The organism is Undibacterium sp. Dicai25W (assembly GCF_049340505.1).
GTDB classification, from domain to species: domain Bacteria; phylum Pseudomonadota; class Gammaproteobacteria; order Burkholderiales; family Burkholderiaceae_D; genus Undibacterium; species Undibacterium jejuense.
Map to the genome: position 1 here is coordinate 164,953 of NZ_JBMPOQ010000009.1, position 12,690 is coordinate 177,642.

Sequence of the window (12,690 nt, forward strand, 5' to 3'; positions counted from 1 at the left end):
TAAATATCGTAACTAAGCATTGTAAGTAAGCATCGTAACTAAACATCTTAAAGGTTAATTTGCTGCACTGTGATCGTGTGGCAGATGACACCGTAGGGAGCAGTAGACCGTGTTGACCAGAAGAGAATTTACTATGTCAATGATCGCCACCGGAGCCAGCGCCGGCCTTGCTTCGCTCGCCGCATGCACATCAATCAAACCAACTATATCGTCGATGGCTGTCGATTGCCACGCGCATGTCTTCTTGCGTAATCTGCCTATGCCCGATCCGCGCCGCGCTCCATCTGGTTACGATGCTTCGTCAGAAGATTTTTTGCGCATCCTGGACGCAAATGGCATGACGCATGGCGTCCTGGTGCAACCGAGTTTTCTGGGAACGGACAATAGTTATCTGGTCGCCGCATTGCGTAAATATCCAAATCGCTTTCGCGGTATTGCCGTGGTTGATCCGACCGTCACCGGCAAGCAACTCGATCAATTGCAAGACGTAGGCGTGGTCGGCATCCGACTCAATCAAATCGGCTTACCCGCTCCTGATTTTGCTTCACCTGCATGGGCAGCGTTGCTTAAAGAACTGTGGTACCGAAACTGGCAAGTCGAAGTACATCAATTGGCACAATCATTAAAGCCGATTGTCGATCCTTTGTTATCTAGCGGTGTCAACGTCGTCATAGACCACTTCGGTCGGCCTGATCCCAAGCTGGGCATCAATGATCCCGGTTTTCAATATCTGTTGACCCTTGGCGCAACCCACCGCGTGTGGATCAAACTCTCAGGTGCATACAGAAACGGCGCCGATGGCCGCGGCCAACAAATCGCCCTCGATGCGTTGCCATTGCTGCGCGAAAGCTACGGCCTCCAACAACTCATCTGGGGCAGCGACTGGCCGCATACCTTGTTTGAAAAAACCGCATTTTATGCCGATCAGCGTGCTTTGCTTAATCAATGGTTGCCTGATGCGAACGACAGGCATACGGTGTTGGCGGATGTGCCACGCAAGTTATTTCGGTTTTAGATTTAGTTTCGCTGCAGGGAGTCGTAGCGTTAGCGATCAACGTTACGACTTAAGCTGCTAATCACGCGCCCCGCCGTTGACGACACATCACTGCGATCAAATTGGCGAATGCCATCTTGCATATTTCGCAACTGAGACAGTTTGTCCCGATGTATGGAAATTGTTTTGAAGTAGTATGTCCAAGTACGTACAACGACGCCATCCCTATATGGCAGTCGTTGACGTTTTCTTTCCTCAGATCTGCAACCGGTAAGTTATTCCACCGGATGCTATTCTGCTCTCATCGATCAATGTCATGACAGATGCAGCAGATTGTCTGACGGATCGTTAAAAAAGCACATTGCTGAAGCAGCGTTTTGAGTTGGTGCTCCGCAAGATAAATCGTGTTAATGAATCGCCTGGAAAGTAGTCACATCATGAATTGGGTCCCGATAGTCTTCGTAACATTCAAGCTTCTCGTGCTCGGCACGGGCATGTTCTTCGCCATCAAATGGCATTACGATCAAGAAAAGGAAAAGCGCGTCGCGCTGCGCAAAAGCGGCAAAGTAGTCATCGTCTTTGCGATAGCACTAATGTGCCTGGGACTCTTCACCTACGTTCTTGCAAGTACGCTTGGGTTGGATTTGACGTTTCCATGAGCAAAGAGAAAGATCGGCATCGGCACAGGATTCGATGTTGAATCTTCGATCACCTTGGAGGGGAGGGTGCACATTCACATGACAAAGATGGATGCGAGCGTATTCCTGTGAAAATGACTAGCAAAATAAAAAAGGGTCAGAACCTTACGGCTCTAACCCTTTAAATACTTGGTGGCCCGGGGCGGACTGGCTACCAAAACGCCTAAGTCATTGATTTGTATAGGTGTTATTCGCAAAATCGCTACCAAAAGGTGTTCCACTTATTTGGAACACTTAATGCCACATTTTGACGCCATTCTTTCTTTCACGCCAGTGCTATAAAACCAGCACAGTCTGGAACGTTAGGCTCAGCTTCAATTCCGAAAAAATATTGATGAAGTCAGTCAATGCTTAATGCTAAATTCACATATAAAAAATCTTGGGTTTGGTGTTCCAAATCAAATTATTTCGCCTGTCGGAAAGTTTTCAAAGAAAGAAGCCAAACAGCCCGGCCAACCTGGACAGCACGGACAGGTCAGACAACATAATTTCATTAGGTTGGGGTAACTACAATTAATCGCTAGGTTGGAGTTTTTGATATGTCCATTTATCGGTATTCATAAATTCTGAAATTGAAGTGCCAAATGAAAGCTGTTCTCTAGCTGCTTTGGCAATGACCCCTTTCATTAAATAATGGCAGTGCGGCACTAGCTCATTTTTTTTACGACTAAGTACATAAAGAGCGATAGTCGTGATGACTTGCCCCGCACCTAAAGTAATCACACTACTATCTTTAATAATTGAATGTCCAGTAGCAGTCACCAAATCAGGGGAAAATTTTGAGTTCCAGTCTTTGCCAAATAAATTTTCCCAATGCTCTTCCTTGCCAATGAGCATTTTCGGTAAATCATCAACAGACAGGACGTCCTTGGAGGTTAACGCCAAAACATTAAACTCTTCGTGCAATTCCTTGCTTCTATCCGTACTAATCAGATCCCATAACTTCTGAAGGTCAATATCACGCGGAAAGCGAAGCGAAAAAATCACCATGACCCGTTCATGAAATGACCAAGTCTCATCTGGCAACTTACAAGTGACGCGGAAAATTTCGTCATCAATCACCTGCAGACAGACATCAGCATTTTCATTCAATATTTCCCACAATGGAAATCCATCTGGTCCCGAATGAAAGACTTCCGCAGTACCAGGTAGTTTTGAGTCAATTTTGTTGATGAATTCCAGCTTTGGTTCAATCTCACCATTTTTGTAGCGCGACCAAGTGCTATAGACAGTGACAAGTTGTTGAAACTCAAAAAAATTTATCAGGCTAGGAATACCATTTTGTTTTGAGGCCGCCAACACTGATTCAAACCAGATTTTTATTCTGAGTCCCATAACGCCATCAATTTCGTCGTTTACTTTCTTGCTGGTTTTCATTCTGAAGCTCGATCAGTCCATGTGTTTTGAGAATACAAGATGCTGCCAGTCTTGCGTAAAAAACACAAGAGTGAGAGCAGGCGAACTTCGGCTCGATGCAGCTAAATCCCCAGTCAGTTTTCACAATATTACTCGCTCGATAAACTAAGCACTTTATAACTTTGTACGTTTTTGAGCTTAACGTGCAAAGAACGGGACTGCTCATTTGCAAGCACTATATGCGATGAACATTTGACCGTGTAGTGCAAAAACAATTCAAGAAAATTGCGAGTTATGAGCTAAAGCGTGCGAATAAATTTACTTGCTTTAAACCTATGATGATAAACATCAATAGTTAATTAAGGAGATAAAAATGAAACAGAGAGAAATTTGCGCGTCATGAGCTAAAGCGTGCAAACAAATTTACTTGCTTTAAACCTACGATGATAAACATCAACACTTTATTAAGGAGATAAAAATGAAACAGAGAGAAATTTGCGAGTTATGAGCTAATGCGTGCAAACAAATTTACTTGCTTTAAACCTATGATGATAAACATCAACACTTAATTAAGGAGATAAAAATGAAACAGAAAAAAAATAGTAATACCGAACAAGGAAGGTATTTTCAAGAATTGGATAGTCTTTCAGCCAACGAAATGATGGAAGAAGATTGGGATGAATATCTTGATGCCGATACACATGAAGAATATACCGAGCGAGATTATCAGATCGGCTATTGGGATATGGGTGAATATGGTGAGCAAATTGTCAGGGCTACTTGTGAAGAGTTAGCCGAAGACGGTTTTCTTTGCGAATATCAACCAAAGCGAAAATGCCAACCCTACATTGCCCGTTGCGAAACACTTGCTGATGTAGCAGAACGCATTGCGTCAGGCGACAAAAGCTTACCTAGCGATGGACAGACATGGCGATTTGAAGATGCGGGGAATATGTATTACGAAGCAATGTGTCATTGATGTGTGAACGAATTTGGCGATGGTAATTTATATCGCTTAATACTGAAGTTGGTAGCAAAAAGGAGCAGTAAAAAAATTTAAACGAAAGGAAATCTTATGCGAGTAATTAAAGATGCAATTCAAAAAAAACAGGTTCTACTAATTTTATATAAGGGCTTACCACGAATGATTGAAGCCTATATTTGCGGTAAGAACTCAACAGGTCAAGAGTTTGTTCGTGGCTATCAAATCGGTGGCACAAGTTGTACCGATGATATTGGATGGAAAATATTGGATATGAAAAAAATCCAAGCGGCGATTGAAATACCTGAACACCACTTCGCCAAACCAAGGCAAGGTTATGTCAAAAATGACCCAGTCATTACCACCGTTTATGCACAGGTGTAAAACAGCATAAGCAGTTAATAGCCCAAGACAATAAGAAAAAGTAATGGGCTATTTAGTAGTGAATGTTAGAAGTAGCAGTGAATAGTAGAAGTAAAAATACAGCGACCATGTCCCCCATAGATAGAGCGATTTTGCTGGAAGTAGCGGCAACCCAACATCTCATAACTATATGAGATCAGAAGTAAAAAAACAAAAATGCAATCTACTATTTAAAAAGGAAAAAATCATGGATAACCACCAAAAAAAACAATTAATTCGTTCTGCAATCTCAGGCATTGAAACCATCATTGATGTTTCAAACCTAGCCGGAATCCCATTAACTAAAACACTCAATGCAGAAAGCCTTAAATTGTGGGCTGATGTGATTGCAGCTTTGCACGAAGAAATGAGTGGCGAAGAAATGGGAATCATGTTTGCATTAATTCTTGATGTTGCCAACAGGGGCAACACCATCAGTGAAGTAAAAAATATTCGCATGATAGATATCGGCAACCAATTTGCAATGCAGGTTGAATTAAACACGAAACCTGAAGATGCAACGACCATTCATTAATGCAACCAATTTATAGCGACTACCGTAGTGCAAATTAACCCCATTAAATGTGGTTATTGGTGGCACAAACGGCTCCATTTTGCAGGTGCAAAGTGTGAATCCACCGTCAAATGGAATTTAACTGTGAAGGAAAATAAAATGAATAATACAGAAAATACCGAAGTAGATTTTTTTGACCCATTTGGTGATGCTCCATTATCAAACGGCGCGAGTCCTATTAAGAAATCTGAACCTAAAAGTGAAGTTGTAGGTGCTAGTGGTTACAGCAGTATGGAAAGCGAGTTTGCTCTACTTCGGGACTTACAAGAATTCCGTAAAAAATATGCAATTATCAATCGTAGTGGCAAAACATTTATCTGCTGGGAAGACAAAAATTTGCAAACTCTTGAGTTTCAAAATATTGTAGATTTCCATTATTTTCACGCTCACCTTTACCACTTTATTCCACAAGAAAAAGCAAAATCCGGTAAGGTTCGCGAAGATAAACGAGTACAAGTGACTCAAGCATTTCTTGAGGATAAATTATCTACTCGTTATGAAGGTATCGTTTTTGATCCCTCAGAAACTTGTGGCAAACAATACTGGAACTTGTGGCGTGGATTCAAAGTTCAACCTAAGCAAGGTGATATTTCATTGTTCATGGACTTGATTGCTGCCTTGTGTAATGACGACCAAACTTGCATGACCTACTTATTGAACTACTTGGCACACATGGTGCAAAAACCAGCCGAGTTGCCAGAGGTAGCGATTGTCATGCGCGGCACCCAAGGGATCGGCAAAGGTTCGCTCATGAAAACTATTGGCGGATTTACCGATAACTACAAGCAATTATCCACTTCCAACAGTTTAACGGGTCAATTTAATGGACACTTACTCAATGCCTTCATTATTTTTGCAGACGAAGCGGTGTGGGGTGGTGACAAATCTGCCGAAGGACGATTAAAAGCCATGATCACTGAGGGTACGAATTCGATTAATGACAAAGGAAGACAAGAGATTCAAGTCAAAAACTTTTCTCGTATTTTTGTCGCTTCCAATGAAGAATGGTGTGTGCCTGTTGGGGAAGAAGACCGCCGTTTTTTTGTTGTTGACGGCAGTCCTCGTTATAAAGGAAAAACCAAGCCAGGTGAATTTTTTTCTCAATATAATGAGTGGATTAAAAACGGAGGTCGTGAAGCAGTTTTTCATGCACTTAAAACTCGTGATATTTCTAGCTTTGCACCACGAGATTTTCCTAACACCAAAGCACGAATGAATTTAATGATTCGTAGCTTGCCATTGCCAGAGCGATTTATTTATGAAGTCTTGAATGGTTCGGCCTTGGTAGAGAATAAAACGATTGTGAAGGCTCCTGATGGCAGCCAAAGCCGTTGTTATCGTAATGCCTTCTATGCCGATTGCTTAGAGTGGTGCAAGAGCCTTGGATTTCGTTTTATGCCTAGTGCCGACGAAATGGGTAAAGCCATGAGCAAGGTATTTGCCTTTGAACAGGACAATCCTAACTGGCGATCTAACTGGAAGAGTAAAACACAGGGTTATTTTTATCAGTTACCAAGCCGAACTGAATGTATGAAGCGATTCGCTTACAACCTTTGTAAGGCTGAACCAGCAATGGTGTTCTTTGACTATGAAGACGAGAGTGAATTGAAATCTAGCGATGGCAATTCAAATGTTGTGAATTTTCAGAAGCAAGCATAATCTGTTTCACCTGCATTGTACGAAGAGCCGCGAGGCTCTTTTTTTATTTGTGGACTATTCATGTGCGATCATTCAAAAGCGTAGAACCGTACAAGTTAATGCCAGTAACACTATTATTGTGAAACCTATGCTGGTATTAGCTTTCAGGCGAGTAGAACCGGGAGGATTAATATCCACGGGGTTTTGCATTCAAAAAACAGGTTCTGCGCGAATGACTGAAGTTCAGTACAGGTAAAAAGCGCTATACCCTTTCTGCTCTTTCTTCTTTATATAAATAATTTAGAGTAGAACCGCAGAACCTATGGAAAGAGCTAAGCGTGTCAACGCTTTCATGGTTCTATGCGATTTTTTTGAAGTGTAGAACTGCGTAGAACTGACCAACCAACTGTTCGTATTCGTTAATTTTTTCGATCCGTAAATATTACAATGAATGATAATTAGCCTTCTGCATTATTGCGAATACGAAATCCAATTTTTCATCTGTTGGTTCGTCTTTCCTTAGCCAACGAATCTCAATTCCTAGGTATTGTGCCCACCGAATTCCTTTATTGAATTCCAAACGCTTGTTATTTTTTGCAGCCACCTCCACAAACTGGTTTACCAATTTGTACTGATTTTTACCAGCGCAATATTTCGCGCTATTGAAAGCTTCTTTAAAAAATGGAAAGGCAAGTTGGTATTCTTCTCGTCGGTAATGGTATGCACCCTTTATCCAAGGCAGCATCCAAGGCAGAACTAATTCCAAATTACTCTGCTTTAAATTGACTTCATATAGAGCGATATCATCCTGTGACGTATTGTTATTGTTTTTTAAGTCTAGTCCGTTGAGCAATAATTTGGGAAAGTTTTCAGGTATTTCGTTTGAGCTTGGACTATTGAGTTGTGCAGCAATCGATTTTATTGAAAATTTCCCAAAGCGCTGAACAAGATTTTGCACTTCTATTGGATTTTGGAATATTTTGCATTGATCTTCGTAAGAAATTGCCTCTAATGACTTAGTTAGGTGAGTTTGTATGTTTGCATAGCTAGCCAAAAAATGGGAAGTCTCATTAAGCCAAATTTCATCCAAATATGATTGGAGATAGGGGCGACCTGTTAATTCATTTTTTATGGAAGTTTCAAATTCCAAAAAATCGTCAGAAATATCATTTGATTGTATTTTAAATTTTTCACATATCTCACCTACGAAAGACAATTCAAAATTACTCAAGAGTTCTCTGAAGACAAAGGTACTTGCCCTTGCGATAAATAGTATCAAACAAATATTTTCTCGCAAATGATTGTCAATACAGGGATTAGTATTTGAATTGCTAGTGTCGTTTATGCGATCAATAGAATAATTAAAATTCCAAATTAAAGCTGGAAGTGAGGGGAGACCATTATTTTTTATCCAATTCTGTGCATTTTCTAAATTCTGTTCCTGTTGAACGTATTTCGTCGAATTAAAATCGTCAGGGCAATGAAATTGTTTTTGAGTTCGGTCACATTTTTCGTATATCCAAACCATCGCTTTTTCTAGTGGATAAGTGACTTTTCCATTTTCAATCGTAGGCAAGAACCAGAATTTTCCAGGTGTTGAAAAATTTCTTGCGGCAATATTAAATCTAAGTGTGTGTTTTTTAATTGATAGTGCGAGTCGTCCAATAATAAATTCATTAATGAGCCACTTTATCGTTCCTGCTTTATCTAAATATGTGCCGTCATCTTTTAAAATAGCTTGATATACGTCTAGCAAGTCCATTAAAGATTCGCCAATGGCAAAATTCGCTCGTGGATCGGAAACATAACCCGCAACAATGAACGCAAGTTTTTTAATCAGATCACCAAAATTTTCATTTATGTTGCCTTCTTCCTTTGCGAGTCGTGACAAAGCTTTTTGAAGTGATTTTTTCTCTTTTTCGTCAAGCTCATCTTCAAGCCCTCGTTTGCGTGGAAGCACTCCAGCAGTATCATATGTAAATTGGATTAGTTCGCCTAAGGTGGGAAAGCCGACATTCATGTTCATATTTATTGCTTGTAGAAAATTACCCTAGGAAATCTATCCTAGGGCTGTATTGTTATTTTTTATTCGGGTTCATTTGCGCGCCACGATTGCCATTTGTTTTTGCATTCGTAGGATTGTTTCCTGTTGTTCCGCGATTCGGGTTTAAGGCATTTGAACGCTGGTTGTTAGGTGTTTGAGTAGGTTTTGTCATTTTTAGTTCCAAGTGGGTTAGAGGAAACCGAATCTTATTGGGTAGCGTTTTTTTTTACAAAGGAAAATTGGCGACGTATTTTTTACGCACCTATTCGTCAAATACTGCTTCCCTAATCAATCAGTCAAAAGACAAACAATTAGAAGCAAAGTAAGTAGAATCATTTTCCACTCCAAATAAGACATAGTCCCTAGGCTCAAGCATTCCTGCTGAAATCAATTCCTTACCTAGCTTTCTCAAGTCGTTCTCCGCCAGCTTAATAACGTAAGCACCTGCCAATATTTTTCGTCTTGTATCTCGTTTTCTTTCCTCTGCCATTTCACGATTTCTAGTTTGCTGAATACGGGCTTCAAGCTCAGCTTTTTGCTGAAGTAGTTTGTCTAAATTCGGTTTGCTCATTTTTTACCTCTCCTGTTTTTATTGTTTGAGCGTTGACATTTCAAATTCACGCTGTAGTACATAAATAACAAACAAAAAAGAAACGTCAAGAGCAAAACAGCGAAATGCGCACTTATACATTGAGGATAAATCTCTCAACGTGTGCTTAAAGCTGAATGCCCAAACAAAGACGTTCAGGAGAATTAAATATGGCTATATACCATTTGAGTGTAAAACTCATTACCCGAACCACTGGAAGAAGTGCTACCGCAGCAGCTGCTTATCGTGCTGGCGGAAAAATTCACGATAACCGCACCGGTCAAACTTTTGATTACACCCGCAAAAAAGAGGTGTCTTACCGCCGTATCTTCACACCACCCAATGCACCGCAATGGATGAATGACCGTGAACAGCTTTGGAATGCTGTAGAGCAGTCCGAAACCCGAAAGGATGCACAGGTAGCCCGCGAGATAGAAGTTGCCTTACCGATTGAATTAAGCCCTTCACAGCACATTATTTTGCTTGAGCGATTTGTGCATACCCAGCTCACAAGCAAGGGCATGATTGCCGACGTGGTCATTCATAACAAGAAAAATAACCCCCACGCCCACATTCTTTTAACCACTCGCGAAATCAATATCACTTGTGACGGCTTCGGAAAGAAAAATCGTGACTGGAATAGTAAAGAGCAATTGGAAGAATGGCGCGAGCAGTGGGCAAAGCATTGCAACCGAAGACTGTCTGTCGCTTCTAGCAAATCTCGCATTGACCACCGTAGTTTGCAAGATCAGGGAGCAGGCCGAATCCCAACCGTGCATGTCGGTGCAAACTGTCATGCAATGGACAAACGAGGTATCACAACATCAAAACGAAAGGAACTCAACGAACTTATTAAGGAGAAAAATATGAGTAACGAAAGAAGTAAGCAATTAATTGCATCATTGAAGTTGGAAGGTGAAACGAGTCCAATCCAGCAAGAAATTGTTTAAGCAAAAAAATCCAAGCATTTATTCTTAAACCCAACCGACACAAAGAACAATAAAAAATATCGTGACGCGATTTTTGCCAGAACCTACATTCCGATTTTGTTGGAAATATTTGCCAGTGATTGCAAAGGCGTGGACGAAACCGAAACAGAAATCGGCACATGCTTTCAAATCAATCTCAATGGCGGTGGCAAAATTTATGACTATGGTAGTCAAATCAAAATAGCGAGTGGCACGGACGAAGAAATCAAGGTCGCTATCAAGTTAGCGATAGAAAAGGGATGGCAAGGGCTTCACTTGACCGGGAGCGATGAATTCAAATCTCAAGTGTTCCTACAAGCAGTTTTGTCAGGTGCATTCCGACCAGAACAAATCACCGGCTATATACCGAGCAAGTCCGATCTTGAAGTCATACGCGATTGCAAACCAACGCTGAAGATTGCCAATGACAGCAATGTCATTAAAAGTTATGTCGTTGAAAAATCAGATGGGAGTGGTGCTGTTGGAGCGGAACAAGTTCGACTTCCACGATTGAAATTTTAGGGGTAAGAATTAGCTGTACTCGTTAAAACTATTTGTGTACCATTTGCAATAATTTCTATACATCCTAAGCTAGGGTAGTCATTTACTTTTCGGTGAATGTCACTTAGCCCTTTTACAAAGCGATTGCAAAAGATGGCGATTGATACCAAATCTGTTTTCTGCCGTGCATATAATTCAGCAAATTACACCAGTCTCAATTTTGAGCAATTTTTAGGTCAATGTGAAGCAATTGCAAGATTAGATGAACCTGCAGTCTCAGGTGCTGCATTGGCGAATACCAGAGGAGCTTGGTACGCATGGCTGATTGCGATTGAGTCTATTCGATTTGGTCAATCAAACCCGCTTGCAAGTTTCTTGGTTAAACTTCCCAACGTATCAAGTTTTGATTCGATTTCCCTCTATGAAGAATCAATTAGTAAGCTTGTTGTCGATTTTAGAGAAAAACTTAGCCTCGCTGGGGACGTAAACCTAACGACTTCAAACCCGGATTACGTAATTATTTCGCGTGAGCTCGGTTATGCACTGCCAGATATTACAGGTGTGATTGCACCTGTTAACCTAGAGCAAATTGATACTTTTTATCGAAATTTTGTTGGCCGCTGTAATTTAGATCAGATAGTTGGGTATCTGGGTGCTAAGTCATCGGTTCGCCCGGATCGAAGAATTCAACTATTGCATGAAGGTAGCTTAACCAAAGCGATTTATACACACCTGCAAACAAGATTGTGGTTAATTAACCCAAAGGGTATTAAATACTATGCAGTATCAATGTCATTTGGTCCAGCCGATCTTGCGGGTCTAAAATCTGTGGCGACACACTCGATAGCGTCATCAGCAATGAAACCAGAACCAGCAATTGATATTGCGACGAGTGTGTTTGATACGCAAACGGCACATAGTTTCTTCAACCAAGTTCTGGTTTAATAGACTAAATTCACATATTAAAAATATTCTTTGAGTTTACTCACTACCGTTTATTTTCTTAAAAAAATCTTGAATGGTTAGCGCTATCCCATTTGCGGCGAGATATGGCACTCCATTCCCAATCGTTTTGAACATGTTTGTTAACGTCATATCGCTAGGTAATTCAAATTGCTTTGGTAATGACTGAATTGCTAACGCTTCTGCGGCGGAAATTCTTCTAGGCTCAGTCGGGTGAATATGCACCTCGTTATTTCCATATGCTGCTGTTGGTGAATAGCGATATCTGTGAAGACGTTTATATGATTTTCTACTAACATCTCCTTCTAAAACTGTTTGAAATTTAGCAAGTCCCGCCCTCGCAACAAAACAGTGGTTCGCATTTGGATGGGCTTTTACATTATTCTTGTCAAACCAGTATTGAATAGTGAGTTCTTCTGGCGTGTTTGTACTTTCGACAGACTCGCCAGCATCAGGCCAAATAAAATCAAAACCGCTTCGGTTTGGATATTTTGTTCTTGCAGTCCAATCAAAATTGTGTAGTAACGATTCATTTGAAATTTTCAATGATTTTGATAATTTCTTCTTTACGCCGAATAAAATAATTCGATCTCGGTCTTGAGCAACGCCATATTCAATTGAGTTAATTAATTTTTCCGTTAAAACATAGCCGGCCGTATTTAACTTCGATTTCAATTCCTCATAGAAGGCTCTATGTTTTGCGGTTCGCCATAAGCCTTTAACATTTTCAAAAACAAAAAAATCAGGACCCTGAGCAATAATCATTTCAATATAGGATCGTGATAGACGTCCATTATCGCCTTCTTGACCGCGATTTTTTCCAGCTACGGAAAAATCTGGACATGGTGGTCCACCAATAAAGCCAACGATTACATTTTCTTTTTTAAGGTCGGCTATATTTTCTGAAAGTTGTTTTTTTCCTTTCCCGATAAGGTAATCATTCTCATTGATGATGTGTATGCATCAATGCTTAAACCATTA

The 12,690-nt window shown here is 40.6% G+C and carries 14 protein-coding genes; 9 read left to right on the top strand and 5 right to left on the bottom strand.

Going from position 1 to position 12,690, the window contains the following annotated elements; translation table 11 throughout:
* Positions 1 to 133: 133 nt before the first annotated feature.
* Positions 134 to 1,015 (top strand): amidohydrolase family protein, encoded by an 882-nt coding sequence (locus ACO0KY_RS12350; RefSeq protein WP_423046426.1) that lies wholly within the window; start codon positions 134 to 136, stop codon positions 1,013 to 1,015.
* Positions 1,016 to 1,428: 413 nt separating this feature from the next.
* Positions 1,429 to 1,653 (top strand): hypothetical protein, encoded by a 225-nt coding sequence (locus tag ACO0KY_RS12355; RefSeq protein WP_423046459.1) that lies wholly within the window; start codon positions 1,429 to 1,431, stop codon positions 1,651 to 1,653.
* 552 nt (positions 1,654 to 2,205) lie between these two features.
* Here ACO0KY_RS12355 and ACO0KY_RS12360 read toward each other — a convergent pair.
* On the bottom strand, positions 2,206 to 3,069 hold the full coding sequence (locus ACO0KY_RS12360; protein WP_423046428.1) for a hypothetical protein: 864 nt from the start codon (positions 3,067 to 3,069) through the stop codon (positions 2,206 to 2,208).
* A 562-nt stretch (positions 3,070 to 3,631) separates the two neighbouring features.
* Between ACO0KY_RS12360 and ACO0KY_RS12365 the strand changes: the two genes are divergently transcribed.
* The 4 genes from ACO0KY_RS12365 (at position 3,632) to ACO0KY_RS12380 (ending at position 6,665) form a co-directional block, all read left to right on the top strand.
* The gene (locus tag ACO0KY_RS12365) at positions 3,632 to 4,027 is read left to right on the top strand and encodes a hypothetical protein (RefSeq protein ID WP_423046430.1); all 396 of its coding nucleotides are present in this window, start codon (positions 3,632 to 3,634) and stop codon (positions 4,025 to 4,027) included.
* Positions 4,028 to 4,123: 96 nt separating this feature from the next.
* The gene (locus ACO0KY_RS12370; RefSeq protein WP_423046432.1) at positions 4,124 to 4,414 is read left to right on the top strand and encodes a hypothetical protein; all 291 of its coding nucleotides are present in this window, start codon (positions 4,124 to 4,126) and stop codon (positions 4,412 to 4,414) included.
* A 226-nt stretch (positions 4,415 to 4,640) separates the two neighbouring features.
* Positions 4,641 to 4,967 carry a hypothetical protein gene (locus tag ACO0KY_RS12375; RefSeq protein WP_423046434.1) on the top strand — a complete coding sequence of 109 codons (327 nt, stop codon included), beginning with the start codon at positions 4,641 to 4,643 and terminating at the stop codon, positions 4,965 to 4,967.
* A gap of 138 nt (positions 4,968 to 5,105) precedes the next feature.
* Positions 5,106 to 6,665 (top strand): primase-helicase family protein, encoded by a 1,560-nt coding sequence (locus ACO0KY_RS12380; protein ID WP_423046436.1) that lies wholly within the window; start codon positions 5,106 to 5,108, stop codon positions 6,663 to 6,665.
* A 421-nt stretch (positions 6,666 to 7,086) separates the two neighbouring features.
* On the opposite strand, the gene ACO0KY_RS12385 is transcribed toward ACO0KY_RS12380, so the two are convergent.
* The 3 genes from ACO0KY_RS12385 to ACO0KY_RS12395 all read right to left on the bottom strand — a co-directional run bounded on the left by ACO0KY_RS12385 (position 7,087) and on the right by ACO0KY_RS12395 (position 9,259).
* On the bottom strand, positions 7,087 to 8,670 hold the full coding sequence (locus tag ACO0KY_RS12385) for a hypothetical protein (RefSeq protein ID WP_423046438.1): 1,584 nt from the start codon (positions 8,668 to 8,670) through the stop codon (positions 7,087 to 7,089).
* Positions 8,671 to 8,722: 52 nt separating this feature from the next.
* Positions 8,723 to 8,860, bottom strand: a complete 138-nt coding sequence (locus ACO0KY_RS12390) for a hypothetical protein (protein ID WP_423046440.1) — start codon at positions 8,858 to 8,860, stop codon at positions 8,723 to 8,725.
* Positions 8,861 to 8,980: 120 nt separating this feature from the next.
* Positions 8,981 to 9,259, bottom strand: coding sequence for a hypothetical protein (locus ACO0KY_RS12395; protein WP_423046442.1), 279 nt, complete (start codon positions 9,257 to 9,259; stop codon positions 8,981 to 8,983).
* A 188-nt stretch (positions 9,260 to 9,447) separates the two neighbouring features.
* Between ACO0KY_RS12395 and mobQ the strand changes: the two genes are divergently transcribed.
* The 3 genes from mobQ (at position 9,448) to ACO0KY_RS12410 (ending at position 11,691) form a co-directional block, all read left to right on the top strand.
* Positions 9,448 to 10,227: a MobQ family relaxase gene (mobQ, locus tag ACO0KY_RS12400; RefSeq protein WP_423046444.1), complete on the top strand. Its 780-nt coding sequence runs from the start codon at positions 9,448 to 9,450 to the stop codon at positions 10,225 to 10,227.
* Between the two features lie 129 nt (positions 10,228 to 10,356).
* Positions 10,357 to 10,767 carry an LPD7 domain-containing protein gene (locus ACO0KY_RS12405; RefSeq protein ID WP_423046446.1) on the top strand — a complete coding sequence of 137 codons (411 nt, stop codon included), beginning with the start codon at positions 10,357 to 10,359 and terminating at the stop codon, positions 10,765 to 10,767.
* Positions 10,768 to 10,899: 132 nt separating this feature from the next.
* A complete protein-coding gene (locus tag ACO0KY_RS12410) occupies positions 10,900 to 11,691 on the top strand; it encodes a Cfr10I/Bse634I family restriction endonuclease (protein WP_423046448.1) in 792 nt (263 codons plus the stop codon).
* Between the two features lie 36 nt (positions 11,692 to 11,727).
* On the opposite strand, the gene ACO0KY_RS12415 is transcribed toward ACO0KY_RS12410, so the two are convergent.
* Positions 11,728 to 12,669, bottom strand: coding sequence for a DNA cytosine methyltransferase (locus tag ACO0KY_RS12415; RefSeq protein ID WP_423046461.1), 942 nt, complete (start codon positions 12,667 to 12,669; stop codon positions 11,728 to 11,730).
* Positions 12,670 to 12,690 lie beyond the last annotated feature (21 nt).